Origin of the sequence: Roseburia sp. OM03-7AC (genome assembly GCF_003462625.1) — a bacterium.
GTDB lineage: Bacteria > Bacillota > Clostridia > Lachnospirales > Lachnospiraceae > Roseburia_C > Roseburia_C amylophila.
The window spans coordinates 33,275-54,119 of sequence record NZ_QTZJ01000009.1; the positions used below are offsets into that span (position 1 = coordinate 33,275).

Annotated in this window: 18 protein-coding genes, 1 tRNA gene and 1 pseudogene; 8 read left to right on the forward strand and 12 right to left on the reverse strand. The window is 37.1% G+C overall.

Translation table 11 applies throughout. From position 1 onward, the window contains the following. The first annotated feature begins 26 nt into the window (after window positions 1-26). Genes DXB39_RS12800 through DXB39_RS12820 form a run of 5 tightly spaced genes read left to right on the forward strand, consistent with a single transcriptional unit; the run spans window position 27 to window position 6,189 of the window. The gene (locus DXB39_RS12800; RefSeq protein ID WP_147343735.1) at window positions 27-1,184 is read left to right on the forward strand and encodes a hypothetical protein; all 1,158 of its coding nucleotides are present in this window, start codon (window positions 27-29) and stop codon (window positions 1,182-1,184) included. Between the two features lie 25 nt (window positions 1,185-1,209). Further along, window positions 1,210-2,115, forward strand: a complete 906-nt coding sequence (locus tag DXB39_RS12805; RefSeq protein ID WP_117842193.1) for a D-psicose 3-epimerase — start codon at window positions 1,210-1,212, stop codon at window positions 2,113-2,115. Window positions 2,116-2,138: 23 nt separating this feature from the next. After that, window positions 2,139-3,908, forward strand: a complete 1,770-nt coding sequence (locus DXB39_RS12810; RefSeq protein WP_117842192.1) for an L-fucose isomerase — start codon at window positions 2,139-2,141, stop codon at window positions 3,906-3,908. Between the two features lie 39 nt (window positions 3,909-3,947). Beyond that, a complete protein-coding gene (locus DXB39_RS12815) occupies window positions 3,948-5,240 on the forward strand; it encodes a glycoside hydrolase family 125 protein (protein WP_117842191.1) in 1,293 nt (430 codons plus the stop codon). Window positions 5,241-5,250: 10 nt separating this feature from the next. After that, window positions 5,251-6,189 carry a type I phosphomannose isomerase catalytic subunit gene (locus DXB39_RS12820; RefSeq protein WP_117842190.1) on the forward strand — a complete coding sequence of 313 codons (939 nt, stop codon included), beginning with the start codon at window positions 5,251-5,253 and terminating at the stop codon, window positions 6,187-6,189. Between the two features lie 189 nt (window positions 6,190-6,378). Here the strand turns inward: DXB39_RS12820 and DXB39_RS12825 are convergent, their stop codons facing one another. The 9 genes from DXB39_RS12825 to DXB39_RS12865 all read right to left on the reverse strand — a co-directional run bounded on the left by DXB39_RS12825 (window position 6,379) and on the right by DXB39_RS12865 (window position 16,556). Continuing rightward, window positions 6,379-7,614: a DUF4179 domain-containing protein gene (locus DXB39_RS12825; RefSeq protein WP_117842189.1), complete on the reverse strand. Its 1,236-nt coding sequence runs from the start codon at window positions 7,612-7,614 to the stop codon at window positions 6,379-6,381. Continuing rightward, entirely contained in the window at window positions 7,604-8,086 is a 483-nt protein-coding gene (locus DXB39_RS12830; protein WP_117842188.1) for an RNA polymerase sigma factor, read from the reverse strand. The genes DXB39_RS12825 and DXB39_RS12830 overlap by 11 nt, the downstream gene beginning before the upstream one ends. 147 nt (window positions 8,087-8,233) lie before the next feature. Further along, window positions 8,234-9,202: a PfkB family carbohydrate kinase gene (locus tag DXB39_RS12835; protein ID WP_117842187.1), complete on the reverse strand. Its 969-nt coding sequence runs from the start codon at window positions 9,200-9,202 to the stop codon at window positions 8,234-8,236. 122 nt (window positions 9,203-9,324) lie between these two features. After that, window positions 9,325-10,806, reverse strand: a complete 1,482-nt coding sequence (locus DXB39_RS12840) for a glycoside hydrolase family 32 protein (protein WP_117842186.1) — start codon at window positions 10,804-10,806, stop codon at window positions 9,325-9,327. 24 nt (window positions 10,807-10,830) lie between these two features. Continuing rightward, window positions 10,831-11,937: a glycoside hydrolase family 172 protein gene (locus DXB39_RS12845; RefSeq protein ID WP_117699250.1), complete on the reverse strand. Its 1,107-nt coding sequence runs from the start codon at window positions 11,935-11,937 to the stop codon at window positions 10,831-10,833. Window positions 11,938-11,957: 20 nt separating this feature from the next. After that, window positions 11,958-12,785 (reverse strand): carbohydrate ABC transporter permease, encoded by an 828-nt coding sequence (locus tag DXB39_RS12850; RefSeq protein WP_022242530.1) that lies wholly within the window; start codon window positions 12,783-12,785, stop codon window positions 11,958-11,960. Continuing rightward, window positions 12,782-13,714, reverse strand: coding sequence for a carbohydrate ABC transporter permease (locus tag DXB39_RS12855; RefSeq protein WP_117842185.1), 933 nt, complete (start codon window positions 13,712-13,714; stop codon window positions 12,782-12,784). Before DXB39_RS12855 ends, DXB39_RS12850 begins: the two co-directional genes overlap by 4 nt. 87 nt (window positions 13,715-13,801) lie before the next feature. Continuing rightward, the gene (locus tag DXB39_RS12860) at window positions 13,802-15,094 is read right to left on the reverse strand and encodes an ABC transporter substrate-binding protein (RefSeq protein ID WP_117699248.1); all 1,293 of its coding nucleotides are present in this window, start codon (window positions 15,092-15,094) and stop codon (window positions 13,802-13,804) included. 1 nt (window position 15,095) lies between these two features. Further along, window positions 15,096-16,556: a glycoside hydrolase family 32 protein gene (locus DXB39_RS12865; RefSeq protein ID WP_117842184.1), complete on the reverse strand. Its 1,461-nt coding sequence runs from the start codon at window positions 16,554-16,556 to the stop codon at window positions 15,096-15,098. A 146-nt stretch (window positions 16,557-16,702) separates the two neighbouring features. On the opposite strand from DXB39_RS12865, the gene DXB39_RS12870 reads away from it, so the two are divergent. Both DXB39_RS12870 and DXB39_RS15335 read left to right on the forward strand, forming a co-directional pair. Continuing rightward, complete coding sequence (locus DXB39_RS12870; protein WP_243006046.1) at window positions 16,703-17,866, forward strand: LacI family DNA-binding transcriptional regulator; 1,164 nt, start codon at window positions 16,703-16,705, stop codon at window positions 17,864-17,866. Window positions 17,867-17,892: 26 nt separating this feature from the next. Beyond that, a pseudogene (locus DXB39_RS15335) lies at window positions 17,893-18,159 on the forward strand (DUF624 domain-containing protein); the annotation flags it as partial. 125 nt (window positions 18,160-18,284) lie between these two features. On the opposite strand, the gene DXB39_RS15110 reads toward DXB39_RS15335, so the two are convergent. Further along, window positions 18,285-18,485: a hypothetical protein gene (locus tag DXB39_RS15110; RefSeq protein WP_118542276.1), complete on the reverse strand. Its 201-nt coding sequence runs from the start codon at window positions 18,483-18,485 to the stop codon at window positions 18,285-18,287. A gap of 48 nt (window positions 18,486-18,533) precedes the next feature. After that, window positions 18,534-18,604 (reverse strand) — tRNA-Cys (locus DXB39_RS12880). A gap of 189 nt (window positions 18,605-18,793) precedes the next feature. On the opposite strand from DXB39_RS12880, the gene DXB39_RS12885 reads away from it, so the two are divergent. Further along, on the forward strand, window positions 18,794-19,366 hold the full coding sequence (locus tag DXB39_RS12885; protein ID WP_117842181.1) for a hypothetical protein: 573 nt from the start codon (window positions 18,794-18,796) through the stop codon (window positions 19,364-19,366). A 76-nt stretch (window positions 19,367-19,442) separates the two neighbouring features. On the opposite strand, the gene DXB39_RS12890 is transcribed toward DXB39_RS12885, so the two are convergent. Then, window positions 19,443-20,825 carry an NCS2 family permease gene (locus DXB39_RS12890; protein ID WP_117699227.1) on the reverse strand — a complete coding sequence of 461 codons (1,383 nt, stop codon included), beginning with the start codon at window positions 20,823-20,825 and terminating at the stop codon, window positions 19,443-19,445. Between the last annotated feature and the right edge of the window lie 20 nt (window positions 20,826-20,845).

Consider the following 20,845-nt stretch of genomic DNA (forward strand, 5'->3'; position numbering starts at 1 on the left):
TATTTAAGAAAGGATATCATATGCATATGAAAAAGAGTCTTTATCAAACGATTCAATATTTAACAGACAGTTCTTCTGACCTGTTAAAAAACTGCAAAGTTACTACTACCAACGGAATTACTATTTTTACCCCGGATGGTGTCTCAAGTTATAATGCATTATGGCTTAGGGATTTTTCTTATATGGTAGAATACGCCGGTGACTGTATTTCAAATGATGAAATTATTGGCTGTATACAATACGCAATTGACCATAGACGTGCTGATGATGGGTGGATGCCTGACCGTATCTACGAAGATGGTGTCACTGCCTATGCAGCAGGTGTTGTAGGAAAACCTATTGGAGAAGCCAATCTGGATAATACTCCTTTTCTGATATTTACTGTCCACTCTTTAATGACAAGACTAAAACCTGGTGAATTTCAGGAATTATTTAAGAAATGGGAACCCTATTTACGTCAGGGCTTAAATGCCATTCCGCTAGACAAACATGGACTTGTCTATAATGATCCTGTAAAGCCCCATTCTCCATATGGATTTACCGATACTGTTGCCAAGACCGGCTCTCTTTATATGGAAAGCCTGCTTTACTGGCGTGCATGCCTGCACATGTTCCGCATGACAAGTTCACCTTCTGATAAAGAATTATATTTACAACGTTGCAACGCAATTGAATCATCCATCAAATACCTGTACCATTCCGATTCTCATGCTTTTCTTGCTGCAACAGATGACTGTGCACAGATTGATATCTGGGGAATTGCTTATATGTTATATATCAATTTTCCATGCACCGATGAGATAAAGAGTGATATTCTTACCTTCCTTAAAGATTATTATGACAGATATGTATTACATGGTCAAATCCGTCATCTGCTTTCAGGAGAATACTGGGAACGGTTATTAATCGAAATACCGCATGAAGAATACCAGAATGGTGCATATTGGGCAACTGCAAGCGGCTGGGTTATCTGGTGCCTTGCACAAATAGATGAAAAGCTCGCTGCCCGGACACTTTATGATGTTGTTTCATATTTTCAAAAGGAAGGTTCCTTTGAGTGTATAAATCATGATTATCAGAAACTTTCTTCTTTTGTAGTGAGCACCACTAATGTTCTTGGAGCTGCCAGACGGCTGGAACAAAATAAAAATTTCTGCGATGCTTTTGCAGCAATTACTGAATAGTAAATGATATAAGGAGGTTTTTACTATGAACTATGGAATCTATTTTGCATATTGGGAAAAAGAATGGAATGCTGATCAAAAACAATATATACGCAAAGTAAAAGAATTAGGTTTTGATATTCTGGAAATATCCTGTGCAATGTTAAAAAATATTTCCATGGAAGATTTAGCTTCACTGAAAAAAGAAGCGGATGATCAGGGAATTATTTTAACAGCCGGATATGGTCCAAATGCCAGTGAGAATCTTGGAAGTCCGGATTCTGCAATTGTGAACAATGCAATTACATTTTATACTGATATTCTTAAAAAGCTGGAATTTCTTAATATTCATACTTTGGGTGGAGGCATCTATTCTTACTGGCCAGTTGACTATAGCCAGCCGATTGATAAAGCCGGAGACTGGGAGCGAAGTGTCAAAAATGTCCGCACAGTAGGAAAGATTGCAGCCGAATGTGGTGTTAATTATTGCCTTGAAGTACTGAATCGTTTTGAGGGATATCTTATCAATACCTGTGCAGAATGCAGACAATTTGTAGAAGAAGTTGATGTTCCTTCCGTAAAAATTATGCTGGATACTTTCCATATGAATATTGAAGAAGATAATATGGTGGAAGCCATTCTTTTAGCCGGAGATAAACTGGGTCATTTTCATGTTGGTGAAAACAACCGCCGGTTGCCTGGAAAAGGAGGTTTTCCATGGTATGAAATTGGAATGGCTCTTCGTGCTATTGGATATCAGGGGAATGTTGTTATGGAACCTTTTGTAAGAAATGGTGGTACTGTTGGAAATGATATTAAAATCTGGCGTGATTTAAGCCAGGGTGCCAGTCTGGCACAGCTTGATTCAGACGCCAGGAATTCGGTTGCATTTCTCCGCAACGTATTCAGTGGCCCAACGTCTGATTATCACAGCATTTTACATAAAAATTGAAATTAATAAGGAGGTATTTTACTATGAAAACATATCCTGTTATTGGCATCAGACCAATTGTAGACTCCAGACGTTTAGGTATACGTGATTCACTGGAAGAAAAAGTAGCCCAAATGGCTGCCCAGGCAAAGGCACTGATTGAGCAAAATGTATTTTATGCAGATGGAACACCTGCAAAAGTAATTATTTTTTCTGAAGGAAGCATTGCCGGCAGTGAAGAAGCCGCACGCTGTCAGGCTGAATTTACTTCCAAAGGTGTAACCGCTACTTTAAGTGTGACTCCAAGCTGGTGCTATCCTTTGGAAACCATTGATATTGATCCTCTTACCATCAAAGCCATCTGGGGGTTCAATGGCACAGAACGACCGGGGGCTGTTTATCTGGCTGCTGCCATGTCTGCTCACAACCAGATGAAACTGCCATGTTTCTCCATCTATGGACATGATGTGCAAGATATGGATGAAAATGAAATTCCTGAAGATGTGAAACAAAAAATTCTGTTATTTGCAAAAGCTGCACTGGCAGTGGGGCAGTTAAAAAATAAATCATACGTCAATATTGGCTCTGTTTCCATGGGAATCATGGGTTCCTTCTTCGACCCATCTTTTTATATACATTATCTCGGAATCCGGCCGGAATGGATTGATATGACAGAAATTTTACGTCGTATTGATCATGAAATTTATGATAAAGATGAATTTACAAAAGCCCTGAAATGGGTACATGAAAATTGTAAAGAAGGTATGGATCCCAACCCGGAATGCCGTGCACACAGTCCAGCGCAGAAATCTCAGGAATGGGAATTTGTTATAAAAATGACTTTAATTATTCGTGATATTATGCTTGGCAATCCAAAACTGGCTGAAATAGGCTATCAGGAAGAATCTCTTGGACGTAATGCATTATTTGCCGGTTTCCAGGGACAGCGTATGTGGACAGATTATAAACCGAATGCAGATTTTACAGAGGCAATTTTAAATTCTACCTTTGATTGGAACGGTAAAAAACAGCCACTCGTTTTTGCAACAGAAAATGATAATCTAAATGGTCTCTCCATGATGTTTGGAAATCTTCTTACAGGAAAGGCCAGTGGATTTTCTGATATCCGTTGTTATTGGAGTCCTGATGCAGTAAAGCGTGTTACTGGCTGGAAGCCAACAGGCGATGCGGAAAATGGTTTTATTCATCTGATTAATTCGGGTTCTACCTGTCTTGATGCCTGCGGAAAATCTTCAGATGAAAATGGAGTTCCAGTCATGAAATCCTGGTGGGATATGACAGAAACTGACATCAATGCCTGTCTTCAGGCAACTGACTGGTGTCCGGCAGAATTATGCCAGTTCCGTGGCGGTGGATTTTCCTCTCACTTTAAAACAGATGCTAAAATGCCACTGACTATGGTAAGAGTAAACCTTGTAGAAGGCATTGGACCTTGTTTACAAATTGCGGAAGGATACAGCATTACTCTTCCGGATGAAGTTCACAAAATAATTGATAACCGTACTGATCCAACCTGGCCTACCACCTGGTTTGTTCCTAACCTTACAGGAAACGGTGCTTTTCAGGATGTATACAGTGTTATGGCTAACTGGGGAGCAAATCATGGTGCCTTTATCTACGGACATATTGGTGCAGAATTAATTACTCTTGCATCTATGCTTCGCATCCATGTTTCCATGCACAATGTTCCGTCCTCCGCTATTTTCCGTCCACATGTCTGGAGTTCTTTTGGAACATCCGATATGGAAGCCGCAGACCTTGCTGCATGTAAATTCTATGGACCTTTATATTAAAACATGTCAGTATAAAATATTATATGAGGCTAAAAATATATGATAACAGTAAAAAAAAATTATGAAATCATAAATGACACCATTCAGTTGGTTAAAAAACAATTTGGCGCAGACAGTAAACTGGCCACCATGTTTGAAAATTGTATTTCTAATACGCTTAATACTACTATAAAAATATTAGATGATGGTTCTGTATTTGTAATTACCGGTGATATTCCGGCCATGTGGTTAAGAGATTCTGCCTGCCAGCTCCGCCCTTTTCTATTTTTTGCAAAAGAAGATCCTTCTATCAGAGAACTTATCTGTGGGCTGATTGCAAAACAGATGGACTGCATTCTCATTGATCCTTATGCAAATGCATTTAATGAGTCTGCAAATGGAAACTGCTGGGAACATGACAAAACAGATATGAAACCGGAATTATGGGAACGAAAATTCGAAATAGATTCTTTGTGTTTTCCGATTCAGCTCTCTTATCTGCTGTGGAAAAACACCGGTTGTACCAGCCATTTTACTTCAAAATGGCTGGAAGCAGCAAAAACCATTCTTTCTGTTTTCCGGACAGAGCAGGATCATGAACACCTGTCTCCTTACTCCTTTGAAAGAGAAAATTGTGTTCCTACAGATACTCTTTCAAGAAATGGAAAAGGTGCCCTGGTAAAAAGTAATATTAACCTTATCTGGTCAGGTTTTCGTCCAAGTGATGATTCATGTACTTATGGATACCTGATTCCTTCTAATATGCTTGCTTCTGTCATATTGGAAAATATTGCTGAAATTGCTGAAAAAATATATCAGAACCGGGAACTTTATACATATGCCCATAACTTTTCGTTATGTGTTCGTGCAGCAATTGAATCCTATGCAATTGTACCCGGACAGGAAAAAGAGTTTTATGCTTACGAGGTAGATGGTTTTGGAGAATATAATATTATGGATGATGCAAATCTCCCAAGTCTCCTTTCACTTCCCTATATTGGATATTGTGACAAACAAGACAAACGTTATCTGAACACCAGAGAAATTGTTCTCAGTGACAGAAATCCTTACTATTATGAAGGAAAGTATGCCCGGGGAATTGGCAGTCCTCACACTCCTACGCGTTATATCTGGCATATCGGACTGGCCATGCAGGCATTAACTTCCTCATCTTCAGAAGAAAAAGAACAGATTTTGAAAATACTGTCACAAACAGATGCCGGTACAGGCTTTATGCATGAATCATTTCTTGTCGATGATCCGTCCCAATATACAAGACCCTGGTTTTCCTGGGCAAATTCTGTTTTTTGTGAATTAATTCTTGATTGTTGCGGATATCAATTAAATTTATAGGGGGAAAAACATGATTATACTAAACCCTGTTTTTACACATAATATCTGGGGTGGTACCAGATTAAAAACTGACTTTGGATATGACATACCTGGAAATGATATTGGTGAATGCTGGGGTATTTCTGCACATCCCAATGGAGATTGTACCATTGCTGATGGGTTTTATGAAGGAGAAACCCTCTCGCAATTATGGAACGAGCATCCTGAATTATTTGGGTATTCAAACCTTTCTAAATTTCCGCTTTTGGTAAAAATTATTGATGCAAAAAACGACCTTAGCATACAGGTTCATCCTGACGATACTTATGCCTGTAAAAATGAGCATGGCTCTCTTGGAAAAACAGAATGCTGGTATATCCTGGATTGTAAAAAAGATTCCTCTCTTATCATTGGACACAATGCCAGAACAAAAGAAGAATTGTCTGATATGATCCTGCATGGTAAATGGAATGAATTTATCCGGGAAATTCCGGTAAAAAAAGGAGATTTTATACAAATTGACCCAGGGACAGTCCATGCCATAAAAGGCGGTATCGAACTTCTTGAAACACAGCAGAACAGTGATATTACCTATCGTGTATATGATTATGATCGTCTTTGGAATGGGAAACCACGTCAATTACATATCCAGCAAAGTATTGATGTTATTACTGTACCGGCCAAATCCATAGAACATAGTATTATGCATACCGATGGGCTTCCTGCCAATACACTAAATGAACTGATTTGCTGTAAATATTATAAAGTATTTTTACTGAATGTTGCCTCACAATTTTTATTTCATCAGGATTTTCCTTTTCTCTTGTGTAGCGTAATCAATGGTTCTGGTTCATTAAATGATATTCCAATACACAAGGGAATGCATTTTATTCTTTCCTATCATTATGGAAATGTTTTATTAAAGGGAAATCTCTCTTTCATTTGTTCTACTATTCCGACAACAACTTAAATTAGTTTGCATACATCCTTCCTTAAAAAGGGGCTATAAAGTAAAGTCCCATCGACAAAGAAATGCCAGTTCCTGTAAATACAGGTTCTGGCGTTTCTTTGTCTCCAGTCATCTGTAAGCAGCTGCTGGTGGCAGGTTCTGTAGATATCTGGTTTAAAGAAACCGATATCCAGTGCTTTAATCTTTTCCCTACTTTATCAAATCGATGCAGTCCGGTTTTATCTGATACAATGCTTCCGTAAGACTGCCGTCTTCATTGCGGAAAACAACGGAAATCCGAAGCGTGGAAGCACCTTCTTTTCCATCAGTTCCTGACATGGTAATTGCACTGACGCTGAAATCTTCATCCTCTGCAATCCAGTTGGAAACTTCGCCGCTTCCGCCATTTGCAACATAATCCTCTTTTTCAATATACTGTGTTCCGAAATCTACCCAGCCATTTTCGTCCGGTGTAGCAGTAAATACCGGATAATCCTTTACGATTTCAAAATAATCCGATAAATTATCCGCTGTAATGCCATCCACGAAATCTCTGACTTTCTGGTTCATATAGCCTGCTGCAGCTTCGCTTTCTGCTCCGGTGATTACGCTGGCTTCTGCTCTGCCGGCAGTTCCTTTCGCATCTGCTGCTTCATCTGCTGCCTCATCTTCTCCCGCAGCTTCTTCAAGCTTCTTAAGGTACGCCTCCGCTGCCGCCGGATCTGCCTTTGTGGTATCTAATGGCAGGGTGAAAAGTGCAATTGTGCCAGCATAGTCTTCCACTTTACGGTAAGTGCCACTTTCATTGTCCATTCGAAATGCAGCCGCTTCGCTCCCGAAGCTGTCCAAGATTCCTAACTGTACGCCGCGGTCTGCAAAAATTTCCAAATCATCACATTCTATCAGCTCATAAAGAACTCCATCTTTACAGAACCAGGTAAGTGTCTCATCCATGGTTGCTGCATTGGCATCCAAAACAGACACGCCATTGATTAACGGTGCCACAAAAAAATTACGGTATTCCATATCGGTTCCATCACTTTTTGCAATTGCAACAGCTGCATAAGTATGTGATTTGCTGACATTTTCCCGAGTTTCCTGTGGTACACAAAGCTCTAATTTTTCTCCGGACACCAGTCCTAATAAGGTAATATCATAGCCATTGCTCTGCTGCGTCTCATTGACGCTTACCGCATCCTCTCCGGCAAATGCCCGGCTCAATGCTCCATTTTCCGCTACTTCATCCGCAATCTGTGACGGACTTAAGAAATGATACGCTGCATAGGCACTGCTGCCACCTAACAACAATATGGCGCAGGCACTTGCTGCGATTAATTTACGTGTTGGATGAAATTTTCTATTATGATTCATATTGACCTCCAAAGAAATATGTCCGGAGGCATGCAAAGAAGAAAAAGCCTGTTTATATCTTTCTTTATCTGTCATTTTCCCATTCCTCCTTTAATACATTTCTGAGCAGTCTGCGACCACGCGTCAACCTGACCTTCACGTTGCTTTCTGTCACATTCATAATCTTCGCGATTTCCCGGATGGTGTAATCCTCATAATAAAATAAATGTATGACGATTCGATACTTCTCTGGAAGCTTCATGACTTCTGTAAACAGTGTCTGGGCTTCTGGTGTCTCAAATGTCAGTGTCTCCATATATTCTTCTAACGGCACACCCTTCTGCCGCCAGAAAGAAAGATTGATATTCTTTGCTTTATTGATTGCCACCCGAATGAGCCATGCTCTGATATGCTGCTCATTTTCAAATTGTCTGTTGGTTGTATGATATTGAAGAAAAGTATCCTGCACCACATCATCGGCATCTGCTGCATTTTTACAGACATTGAATGCCGCTGCAAATAAATGGTCTTTATACTTTTCCGCTAATACCTCCGTTGCTATTCTCATGAGTGATCCCTCATATTTCTTTTCTGTTTAAAAGGCCTTTCACTATATATACAAGTGAGGATGGGAAAAGGTTACAAAAAAAAGAGCTGACCGACCCAACCTCTGACTGTGCCACAGCTCTTTTTATTGTCCAAATCTTTTTATAAATTATAACATATTCCTTTGAAGAAGTTCTTCTATTTCACTCTTTTTTGGTATTGCACGGATAACACCTTTTCTGGTTGTCACTATAGCTGCCGCTGCATTTGCCAGCTTTAAAAGTTCCTCCAACTGCTTTTCTGTCAAATTATTAAAATCATGTTCCAGAAGATAATTCAGCACACTTCCCATAAACGTATCTCCTGCACCTGTTGTCTCGATTGTCTTTACAGAAAATCCACTACATTCCACACGCATTCCCTTATAATAAGCGCGGCTTCCTTCTTTTCCCATTGTTAAGAGAATGAGTGGTATCTGATATTTTTCCTGAAGGCATCTGATTCCCTCATCATAATCTTCTTTTCCAGTAACAAACTGAATCTCATTATCAGAGATTTTCAATATATCACATTGACTAAATCCATAATTCATCTGTTCTTTGGCTAATTCTAATGAACTCCACAAAGGTTCCCTTAAATTTGGATCAAATGAAATGAGTACTCCACTCTCCTTTGCCGCTTTAACCGCTTTCTTTGTTGCAGCTCTTACACTATCCTGTGTCATAGATAACGTTCCAAAATGGAAAATTTTTGCCTGGGAAATAAATGTTGTATTAATTTCATCTTCTGTCAGCATCATATCAGCACCCGGATTACGATAAAAAGAGAACTCACGGTCACCATCCGGAAATGTATGTACAAATGCAAGTGTTGTATTTACAGTACTGTCTGTAAAAAGATTGGAGGTATCAATTCCAATATCATTTAACGTATTTCGAAGCAATTTTCCAAACTGGTCTTTTCCAACTTTTCCAATAAATGCTGTTTTCTTTCCCATTTCATTTAACATTGCCAGAACATTACATGGCGCTCCACCAGGGCATGCTTCAAACAAATCATTCCCCTGTTCACTCTGTCCATTCATCGTAAAATCAATTAATAATTCTCCCAATGCAATAACATCAAAGCTCTTTTTCATATTACGATTCCTCCTATATTTCTTCCTTTTGTTTTTATAGAAATGAAACCAGTTCTTTTCCGAACTGGTTTATCATTTCCTTTTCTTCTATATCATCATACCATGAAATGAAATTCATTTTTTCACGGCTCAATTCCATACACTTCTACATTTTCCAGCACAACACTTCCTTCTACTGCCTGAAAATATATTTTATTTTGTTCATTTCCCGCAAATACATTCATAGAATGATTATTTTGATAATTATCAGTAAATAATTCTAAGGAACTTTGATCAGATAAAATATGAACATCTAATACATCTTTTTCTTTTAAAAAGAGTATACTGTGTGATATCCCTTTACTCCATCCATCTGCCTTATTACGATTTACTTTTAATTCTCCATTCTTCAAATCAAATATACAAACTGTTTGATTTATTTCATCGCATCTTAATTTTACAAGTAATTGCTGTGCATTGCTCGCTCGTAAATTTATATTAAATTTCAGCTCAAATGCTATTCCATCATCTGATTTTAACTCTTGTTGCGAATCACAAATCACCAACTTGTCCTGAACATATTTACCAGTTTTTTTTCTATATTTTTTTAACTCCCGTATCGGAACAAAACTCAATCTTCCACTTTTGGTCATATTAACTTCGCGCGGAAAATTAAAGAATCCGCACCAGTCTTCCCTGTAAGTCGGTCCCCAGTCTTTAAAAAACGGCATCCATTCCCATTCATTTGCCCATGCAACCATAATTCTTCTTCCATCAGGTGCCTGAAATGATTGTGGTGCATAATAATCAAAACCCCAATCAATTTCTCCTGAAACATCATAATCAAACTTTCCGGTATCATAATCAAACGAACCGGTTAAATACACACAAGTCCTCTCTCCTGCATCAATAGGTGAAAAAGTTAAAACATACCGGTTTCCTATATGAAAGAAATCAGGACATTCCCACATGGTTCCCCATTCTCCCCTGCTTTCTGCTAATACATTTATAAATGTCCAATGTATCAAATCTTCCGAGCGATACAATAACGCCTGTCCTTTTTGATTTTTTGAAGCTCCGCATACCATATAATAGCTGTCTTCGTGTTTCCATACCTTGGGATCCCGGAAGGAATCTGGCGAAATCCCTTCCGGTGCTGTTAAAACTGGATTTTTTTCATATTTTTCAAAATGAATACCATCTTCACTATAAGCAACACACTGTGTCTGGACAAATCCATTTCCATGATTCGTTGCTGCTGTGTATATTAAATATAGCTTTCCGTCAAATTCAATTGCACTTCCGGAAAAACATCCACCCTTCAAATGATCTTCATAAGGTTCACTTGGTGCTAATGCAACCGGAAGATACTCCCAATGAATCAAATCATCACTGACAGCATGTCCCCAGTGCATATTTTCCCAAAAACTCTGATATGGATTATACTGATAGAAAAAATGATACTTTCCTTTGAAATATATCAATCCATTTGGATCATTAATCCATCCCGTTTCTGCCATAAAGTGGTATTTCTGCCTCATTTTTCCCTGTGAAACTTTTTCTTTATTCTGATTAATTACTATTTGTGCCCGTTCAATTTCCTGAAGCATTTTTTCCTTTGACATCAATTGACCTTTCTGCTCCCTTTTCTATCTTGGCCATCTTTTTTCTTTCTCAGGAAGCTTTGAAAAAACATTATGTGGTTCCTTCTGATACCAGTATGCAACACTTGACAAATCATCCTGACGTTCAAATAAACCTTTATGTCCAACACCAATCTGTTGCACAGTAACCTTAAGCTCCTCATCAAAAAATACTGGATCCATGACATGCCAGCGATAAAAACCGCGCATTGGTGGACAATCATCATTATGATATAAATTATTTACCAGATCATCATGCCTTGAATAATATGGATATCCAAGAAAAGGAGTTGTATATGTCTGTTCTATCGTTTTACCGTCCTCATGTCTGGCAAAACTCCAGGAACCTCCAAAATAATCTTCCATTCCGGTTCCACAGATTGTTGGATATTGTTCATCTCCATCAATATAGAACTTTACTTCTCCTTCACCCCACCAATATCTTTGAAGTGTAGACAATGCTATATATGTACCGATATAATGACCACTACCTTTTATTCCATCTGCAATAACATAATCTTTTCCCAGCTCGGTAAGAGCTTCTCTTCTCCAGCTTGCGTGAAAATATTCCGTTTCTTCTGGCAGATAATTGTATAAATTATAATCAATCTGATAAAAAAAAGCCGGAATTGCATTTGCATGCTGATTTTCTAATGTAATAACTGCTCTCTTTTTAAATGGCATCTGAATATAAGAATTTAACCCTCTGGATGGGACAACTGTTATAAGACTGGAATTAATATAACACTCTTTTCCAAATCCACAACAGAAAAAATCCCCTAACGGTGCTTCTACTGATGGATTTTCCTCGCCGTCCCAATACATTCTGAGAACCAGGTCCCTAAGAACAAAGCAATCTCCTTCTGACGTTTTATTATCCGTTGTTATCCATATATGATGAATAATTCCCGGACCATCTATTTCTCCTAAAACAACCGTCTCTCCCGGCTGGATATCATTCAAACACGGACTGCCTTTTCTTGATTTTCCGAGAACGCTGGCTGCCATACCACCTTTTCCCTTTTCTCCTGTCCTGTTTTCAGCATTAATCGCCCTGCTTTTTCCATGTGTCAGATAGGGAAGCATTGCTGCTGTTCCTGGCAGCATAATCATATTTTTATCCATTTTATACCTTATCCTTTCGTTGCACCCATAGTCATTCCAGCTGTTACCCATTTATTTAATGCAAAATAGATTACCAGTGGAGGAAGAATTGAAATTGCTATTGCAGCAAATGTTGAACCCCAGTCCACATTTCCAAATGCTCCGACATAATCTTTTAATCCCATTGCCACTGTCTTGGCTGAAGTATCACTAATAAATGTATTTGCAAAAATAAAGTCATTCCAAATCAGAATACTATACATGGAAGCAATTGTAATAACGGTATTTCTTGCTAATGGGAACACAATCTGAATAAAAGTCCGAAGCGGTGAACACCCATCAACAACCGCTGCCTCTATCAATTCATTCGGAACAAATTCGTAAAAACTTACAAACATCATAACTGATAAAGGTAATGCAAATCCTACCTGTGGTAATATTAAAGAAAAACTTGTATTTAAAATACCTAGTTTACTATAAAAAATAAATAATGGTATTAATGTAATCTGTACTGGAACCATAATTCCAAATGTAAAGAAAGAATAAATTGTTTTTGTTCCTCTTACTTTAAATTTTGACAATGCATATCCTGCAGTAGAACTTAATACTACAATCAGAATCAGCGAAATAACGGTCACCTTTAAACTATTCCACATATACATACCGATTTTACCATCTGATAAAACCTTAGAAAAATTTTCCAGCGTAATACTCTTTGGAAATGCAAATGGAGCTGCTGACAACTCTACGGTTGGTTTCACACTTGCAACAAACAACCATATGACCGGATATATCTGAATGATTAAGAAGAGAATAATCAATACTGCAAATATTATTTTTATTATTTTTTTCTTCAATGATTTCCCCTCCTATTCCTTCTGATGCGTTCTTTTTCAATTCTTTTTTCTTCTTTTTGTTCCTTTGAAGTAAAAATTTTTCTTAAAATATAAACAACTAAAATACTTTCAATAATAATAAACACCGCTAAAGTACTGCCATAACCATACTGGTTACTTGAAAACGCCTTTTTATACATATATGTAGACATTAATTCGCTGGCATTTCCCGGTCCACCACTTGTCAATAAAAATGGAATATCAAATCCTCTTAATGCTCCTGTCAGACACATCGTCAAAGTCAGAAGTATAATATCTTTTATCAATGGCATTTTAATTTTAAATAATATCTGCATTTCAGAAGCGCCATCTATTTTGGCAGCTTCATATACAGAAGGATCTAATGAAACCAGTGCAGCATAAAATATAACCATATACATTCCAGTAAATCTCCATCCTTCCGGTATGGATACAGCTGGTAATACAGTACTTACTTTCGCAAGCCAGGACGTTACCATTCCACCTAAACCTACTTTTTGTAATATCTGATTCAATAATCCCATAGGCTCTGTTGAGTACATACTTCTAAAAAGCTGTGTGATAGCAACTGTTGTAATAATACATGGTACATAATACAACGTTTTAACCAGTGTCACATGCTTTGTCATATATGTCAGCAATATTGCAAAAAACAGTCCAATTAATAATTGCATGGAAACTACAATAACAAGGTAAATCAGATTGTTAAAAAATGCCTTATAAAAAACTTCGTCGTGAAACATAGTCACATAATTTTCCAATCCGACAAACTGCTTTTTTCCTATTCCTCCCCATTTCATAAAACTTAATCGAATAGACTCTTCTATTGGATAAAATACTGCCAAAATATAGAACAATAATCCTGGAAGTAAAAATGCCAGAAAGGCCTTTTTGTTTCTTATAACGCCCATTATAACTCCTTCCTTTTCATTTATATAAATCTGTTACGAGATATGTATTACCAATCATGATAATACATATCTCGATATGTCATTTACTTATTTTGTATATTCTGCAATAGAATCATCTACCAGTTTACAAAAATCGTCTACTGATAAATCACCGGATGCCAGCAATAATAAATTATCCTGCATAACGGTATTGGTATTGGAATCAAGGTATGTATCCCAAGGCTTCAGGAAGTTTTCACCTGTAGACTGCATATCTTCCTGAATTTTCAGATAAAGATCTGAGTATTCAACATCATCCGGTAAATCGGTTTTAATTGGAGACATCTGCTGTTTTCCAGCATATAATTTACCATAATTATCAATTACATATAAGATAAAATCTTTTGTTTTTTCATCAAATGTTTCTGCATTAAATGCCATACCAATTCCAGAATTTATACAAAATTCATTTGGCTGTGTTTTTGCACCTTCAATAGTAGGAAGATAAAAATAATCAATTTTACCCTGCTCATATGCATCCTGCATAGCGCCGATTTCCCAGTCACCAATATAATACATTGCAGATTTTCCATCTAAAAACATTGATTGTGCTGTTGCATAGTCTGTTGCAGCAAATCCATCATTAAAATACTGACCCATTTCTTTCATAAATTCTGCTGCTTCTCTTCCGGTTTCACTGTCCATTTTCTCTTTTCCATCTCTTAAATTAATGATAAAATCATTTCCGGTTTCTCTAAATGGAAGCATTGCTAAGTATCTCTGTACCGGCCATCTGTCAACACCATCTACCGAAATCGGTGTAATTCCATTATCTTTTAAGGTTTTACATACATTCAGCCACTCATCCATGGTAGTTGGTGGTGTCAGATTATACTGTTCAAAAATTTCTTTGTTATACCATGTCATTTCCACATGATATTCTAATGGTAAAGTATACATGGAACCATCTGTAAATTCCTGATATTTTAATGCAATCGGATAGAAATCATCATATCTGTCATTATCTTTTAAAAATTGTTTTACATCTACTAACATTCCTGCATCTACCAGCTCCTGACAATATGGATCGGCATCAATATCAATTATATCCGGCATATTGCCTCCGGCAATTAATGTCTTTAATTTCTGTAAATAGGAAGGTCTGTCCGCTGTTGTTTCAAATTCAATTTTCCACTTTCCGCCTTTTTCTTTACTGTACTGATCTGCAATTTCATGCATTACCTGATCTATTTCACCATCCACAGGTCTTGATGTCATCCACGTAACAGTTACCACATCATCATCATCATTTTTTGCTTCTTTTTTTGTAGAACCACAGCCTGCAATCAACCCTGTTACCATTGTTGCTAACAATAAAATACTCATCATTCTCTTTTTCATTTTAATCCCTCTCTTTTCTTGTTTTTATCACAAAATTGTTTAATTCTACTTCTCCCTGTACCACATAAACACCGGCATAGCCACCTTTGTGATCATACATTCTGGTAGATAATACAATTTCATCATTAATATACACAATACAGATATCATCTTCTCTTATTATCAGTAAATGATATTCATCTGCATCCGGAAGCCTTCTGGATGTTTCTATCTGGTATGGTACATCACCTTTTATCTGCCACTGATAGATTCCCTTTTCTGAACGTGGCCACATATCCCATGCTGCTTCCTTTTTCCGTTGATTCATTCTTAAAAAATAACCCTTTTCCATTTCAGAATCAACATGTAACGCTATTCCGAATTCATGTCCCCGCTTCACACAGACATCCATTTCAATTGAAAAGCAATCTTCCGGAATTTCATAGACACCGGAGCCTAAGGTATCACTTATTACATGAATTCCTTTTTCTGTCTTTATTATCCGGCTATTATAGCCTGCTGCTGGTTTCAAATCCTGTACTTCATCATAGAACTCTTTCACACCTGGAATAACCCGGACTTTTAATGTTCCATCTTCCGGATTCTGAATCAATTCATGGAACACCATTGTTCCACCCCATTCCCATGGTCCAAAATCTTTATTTCCATATTTGCTTGCAATCCATCCAAATGCAAATCTTCTCTGTCCATCTGATGCGGTTTTGATTGCATAATCTGATCTGGTGTCAAAGACATCATCTTCAGGAATTTCCCATGGTCCGTTTGGACTTTTTGAAATTCTATAATGTGTAGTAAATTGATCCGAAAAAGTGGAGAAAACCAGATACCAGTAATTTCCCATCTTGAAAATTTCAGGACATTCCATGGTGATATACATGCCAGGGGCATAAAACGGTTTTTCATAGGTCCATTGTTTCAAATCCTTTGACTTACACAATGCAATACAGCCTCCCCTTAATTCACCTCCTCCTTTAATTCTTGAAGCCAGAAGCATGTCATAACATTCATCTTCTTCGTTCCAGTATACAAATGGATCCCGCCAGTCAAATTCTTCATATTGCTTTCCATCAGAAACAAACAAAAATTCTTCTACCGTATTAAGATGTTCTAAATCTGTTCCTACTGCCTGCATTACAGACTGTACACTTTTTCCATTAATTTTTATATCTTCATTATACGCAGTAAAAAATGCATGATAAAGATTTTCTTTGTCTTTTATTACGGAACCAGTGTAAGCATTCTTATTTGGCTTGTCATCTCCTCCTCTCTTGATTGCTTCCCCTTTGTATTCCACATTTACAAAGTCTTTTGTTGTTACAAGATGCCAGGTAGTTTCTTCTGCATACTCCTTGTCTCTGATTCTTGGATCATGCAGATAATAACCATAAAAAGTTCCATTTTCATAATACGGTATTAAATCTCCAACCCATGCATCTTTTGGTCTGTACAATAATTTTTTCATATGCACCTCTCTTTGCACTATTTGCATGTTTTTTCTCGTTCTTTTTATGCTCAAATTTTAGCATATGCACTATTTATTTTCAACATACCTTTCTCAATTTTATCATTTTCTATTTTTTTTACATAATAAAAACTGTTGTTTTATACATGTTATACATCTTTTCATTGTTATTTTGTGCATTTCGTGCATTTTTATTTTTCGCACATTTTCTTCTTCCTTTATTCTTAATAAAGTGTTACAATAAATCTGGAGGTGGAAGTATGAAATGCACGATTAAACAATTAGCCGAAGAATTAAACTTATCCAGAAATACTGTTGCTAAAGCTTTAAAAAACAGTAATGAAGTTTCTTCGAAAACAAAGCAGCGGGTTTTAAATAAAGCCAGAGAACTGAATTACAATAACATAAACAAAGAACTTTTTTCCGAATCGGGAGATGTTACTTCTCCATCTAATGTGAATAATGGTTCTATCCTGTTTCTTACCAAAACCTATGCACCAGACTCTGAATTCTGGACTGCGGTTTTAACAGGTATTGAATCCATCTTATCTAATGCACATTATCATCTTGTAATTGGAATCATGTCTGAAAGTGATTTGAAAAAAATGGATTTTCCTACTGCATTAAAAGATCCTTCCATTAAAGGTATTATTCTTGTGGAAATTTGTGATGGGGCTATCTGCAATGCATTGTTACAATATAATCTTCCAATTATTACTGTTGATTTACCAAAGGATTATAATCCTGCTTTAGATATGATAGATATTGTTACTATGGAAAACAAAAGAAATATTCACCGGATTGTAAATCATTTAATTTCCAAGGGTGCCGAGCGTTTTGCCTTTGTTGGAGATATTTATTCCGCAAATGTAGGACGAGGTTTTCAGGAACGTTTTGATGCATTACAAGAATGTCTTTCTGATAATCACCTGGAACTAGACTGGAAACATTGCTTATTAACAGAAACTTCTGATGAATTTCAGGACTTTCAAACAGTCGTTAAAAAATTACAAAAGATGGCTTCTGTCCCGGATGTATTTATTTGCGGGAATGACCGTACAGCAATCCAATTAATATATGCTCTTCAATTTTTGGGTTATCAGATTCCAAAAGATGTAAGTGTAGTAGGATTTGATGATATTCCTGCTTCTGAAAGGATTACACCTTCTCTCACTACAATACAGACTCCAAAAAAATACCTTGGTATTGCTGCAGCCCGCCAGATGTTAGAGCGGATACAATATCCAAACTCTCCTCATTCATATATGGAATATGAAACAAAACTTATTATCCGGGATTCCACAATATAGAATTAATTTTGAAAGGATATTATACTATGGAAAACTTCTTTTCACTTGATGGTAAATTTTTTCGATTTATCAACAAATTTACCAGTTTAATTGCTTTAAATTTTTTATTCATTATTACATCCCTTCCTATTATTACAATCGGGGTATCCTTTTACGCCCTTTATCAAACAAATTTAAAACTTTCACAAAATACAGAATCCTATATTGCAAGAACTTATTTTTTCTTTTGGAAAAAAAATTTAAAGCAGAATATTCTTCTTTGGTTACCTGTAATGATTTTATTTATATTTTGTCTGATTAACTTATACATTTTACCTTTTATGCCAGAAACCTTTTTCAGGTCTCTCACTCTCTGTATACAATTTCTTATTTTGTTGTTATTGCAGGGATTTCTTATTTATGCATTTTTTCTTCCGGATCAATACAGAACTACTTTAAAACATACCGTAAAAAATGCAGTTATATTGACTTTTAAATATCTTCCAGCTACTTTTTTATGTATTTGCATAAATGCACTACCAGTTTCTATTCCCATATTGTTACCAAAAATAACCGGATATGTGTTAGCAGCTTTTATTATAATAGGCTTTTCCGGAATTTCATTTCTACATACTTTCATATTGCAACTACTATTAAAAAAAGAGAACCTCTTCGGTTCTCTTTAAAAAGGCGTCTGCCGGATTTGAACCGGCGATAAGGGTGTTGCAGACCCGTGCCTTACCACTTGGCTAAGACGCCGCATATTTAATTGTGTCAATTCACACTCATATAGTTTACCAAAGCAGCACAAATCCGTCAAGAGAGAATTTACAGATTTCTACCTGCTTTTTACACAATTCCATGCAAATTTATTTGCTTTTTTTACATAAGAACAGTATACTTATAATGTTATAAAATATTAAACCATTTTTAGGAGGAACAAATATAATGGAAAAAGGTAAGTTAGGAATCAGATTATCATTTTATGCAGTAGCCGCATTTATCCTTGCATTCTTAGGATACAGCACTGTTCTTGCATTACTGACTGGTTTCGTTCTCATCGTGGAGAAAAATGAATGGGCTTCCCGTCAGGTAATTCAGGCATTTTTCTTATGTATCTTTGCAGATATCGTAAATGGTATTTTAAACATTTTCGATTTCTTATACCAGATACCTCTTATGGGTTCTGTATGGGGAACAGCAATTTCTGTCATCGATGGTATTGTAAGCCTTGTAGTTCTGATTTTCTGTATCATGGCTCTTGTAAACACAGCCAAAGGAAACGAAGCAAACGTTCCTGGATTAAACGGACTTGCAAACTGGGCTTACGGCATTGTAGCTCCAAAGGTAAATCAGGCACAGCAGGCTTATTATGGACAGCAGCAGTTTAACGGACAGCAGCAGTTTAACGGACAGCAGCAGTTCAACGGACAGCAGCAGTTCAACGGTCAGCCACAGCAGTTCAATGGTCAGCAGCAGTATCAGCAGCCAGAACAGCAGAATCCAAATCAGCCACAGTAGAATTATTACATAGCGAAAAAATTTAAGCGCAGAGCATTCATTGCCCTGCGCTTTTCTTATGCAGTTCTTCAAAAGATTATAAGGAAATCATCAGATAACGGATAACAAAGAGTGCGGATAATACCACGGTGATAATGTTTAACTCCTTGAACTTTCCGGTAAAGATTTTAATTAATGTATAAGCAATCAATCCAACGGCAATTCCGTTTGCGATGGAGTAGGTAAGCGGCATCATGATTAATGCCAAGTATGCCGGAATTGCTTCAGATACATCATCAAATTCCATATCTTTGATGGCACTTAACAAAAGACCACCTACGAAGATTAATGCCGGTGCTGTTGCACAGGATGGGATGATGCTTACAAACGGAGCAAAGATGATTGCTGCTAAGAACATGATTGCTGTAAATACAGAAGTCAGTCCGGTTCTTCCTCCTACGCTGATTCCGGAGATACATTCACCATAAGTGGTAACGGTGGAAGTACCAAATATAGAACCGCCAACCGTTGCAATTGCATCACAGAGAAGACTCTTCTTTGCATTTGGAATATTTCCATCTTCATCTAACATATTTGCGGATTTTGCAGTTCCGATTAAGGTTCCGATCGTATCAAACATGTCAACCATGGAAAAGGTGATAATCAGCATGATTAAAGTTAAAATTGCCTGTCCTACCGAGCTTCCCATAAATAATTCCCGGAAACCGCGGAAGCATGCGAATAAGGAAACATCTGCGAAATCTTTTACCTGGGCACCGAAGTTAATCTGGAAACCATCAAATACCGTATTTCCGGTGAAAATTCCAAGAATAGTTACTACAAAAATACTGATTAAAATAGAACCGGTTACTTTTTTCTTATAAAGAACGGTGGTAAGCACGATTCCAAAGAAGGCTAAAATTGCGCCCCAGCAGGCCACAGGATTTTCAGAGAAAGTAGAGAAATCCACCAAAGATACCATGGTGCTTTCATTTCCTACAATAAGACCGGCATCCTGGAAGCCGATAAATGCAAGGAATAATCCGATACCCACTGATATGGCAACTTTTATATTTTTCGGAATTGCCATTACAATTTTTTCCCGGAAGGAACATAAAGTAATCAGGATAAATAATGCACCGGAAATGAATACCATTGCCAGTGATGCTTCATAGGAATAACCCATGCCAAGCATTACGGTGTAAGTAAAGAATGCGTTCATTCCCATACCAGGTGCCTGGGCAAACGGCAATCTGGCAAGAACTCCCATTAAGAAGGTTCCTAAAAATGCGGACAGACAGGTGGCAAAAAATACGCCATTGAATACCTTGTCATACATATCGGTTCCTTCAAAAGGTGTGGCAAGCATTGCCGGATTTACCATGATGATGTAAGCCATGGTAACAAATGTTGTGATACCTGCGATAAACTCGATTTTTACGCTGGTACCATTTTCTTTCAGTTTGAAAAACTTTTCCATATTAAACGTCCTTTCTTTTG

Bases quoted from the DNA above. Each gene is read 5' to 3' on its own strand.
- DXB39_RS12800 (WP_147343735.1), top strand. From the start codon at position 27: ATGAAAAAGAGTCTTTATCAAACGATTCAATATTTAACAGACAGTTCT.
- DXB39_RS12805 (WP_117842193.1), top strand. From the start codon at position 1,210: ATGAACTATGGAATCTATTTTGCATATTGGGAAAAAGAATGGAATGCT.
- DXB39_RS12810 (WP_117842192.1), top strand. From the start codon at position 2,139: ATGAAAACATATCCTGTTATTGGCATCAGACCAATTGTAGACTCCAGA.
- DXB39_RS12815 (WP_117842191.1), top strand. From the start codon at position 3,948: ATGATAACAGTAAAAAAAAATTATGAAATCATAAATGACACCATTCAG.
- DXB39_RS12820 (WP_117842190.1), top strand. From the start codon at position 5,251: ATGATTATACTAAACCCTGTTTTTACACATAATATCTGGGGTGGTACC.
- DXB39_RS12825 (WP_117842189.1), bottom strand. From the start codon at position 7,614: ATGACAGATAAAGAAAGATATAAACAGGCTTTTTCTTCTTTGCATGCC.
- DXB39_RS12830 (WP_117842188.1), bottom strand. From the start codon at position 8,086: ATGAGAATAGCAACGGAGGTATTAGCGGAAAAGTATAAAGACCATTTA.
- DXB39_RS12835 (WP_117842187.1), bottom strand. From the start codon at position 9,202: ATGAAAAAGAGCTTTGATGTTATTGCATTGGGAGAATTATTAATTGAT.
- DXB39_RS12840 (WP_117842186.1), bottom strand. From the start codon at position 10,806: ATGTCAAAGGAAAAAATGCTTCAGGAAATTGAACGGGCACAAATAGTA.
- DXB39_RS12845 (WP_117699250.1), bottom strand. From the start codon at position 11,937: ATGATTATGCTGCCAGGAACAGCAGCAATGCTTCCCTATCTGACACAT.
- DXB39_RS12855 (WP_117842185.1), bottom strand. From the start codon at position 13,714: ATGGGCGTTATAAGAAACAAAAAGGCCTTTCTGGCATTTTTACTTCCA.
- DXB39_RS12860 (WP_117699248.1), bottom strand. From the start codon at position 15,094: ATGAAAAAGAGAATGATGAGTATTTTATTGTTAGCAACAATGGTAACA.
- DXB39_RS12865 (WP_117842184.1), bottom strand. From the start codon at position 16,556: ATGAAAAAATTATTGTACAGACCAAAAGATGCATGGGTTGGAGATTTA.
- DXB39_RS12870 (WP_243006046.1), top strand. From the start codon at position 16,703: ATGTTATACATCTTTTCATTGTTATTTTGTGCATTTCGTGCATTTTTA.
- DXB39_RS15110 (WP_118542276.1), bottom strand. From the start codon at position 18,485: ATGAAAGTATGTAGAAATGAAATTCCGGAAAAGCCTATTATAATAAAA.
- DXB39_RS12885 (WP_117842181.1), top strand. From the start codon at position 18,794: ATGGAAAAAGGTAAGTTAGGAATCAGATTATCATTTTATGCAGTAGCC.
- DXB39_RS12890 (WP_117699227.1), bottom strand. From the start codon at position 20,825: ATGGAAAAGTTTTTCAAACTGAAAGAAAATGGTACCAGCGTAAAAATC.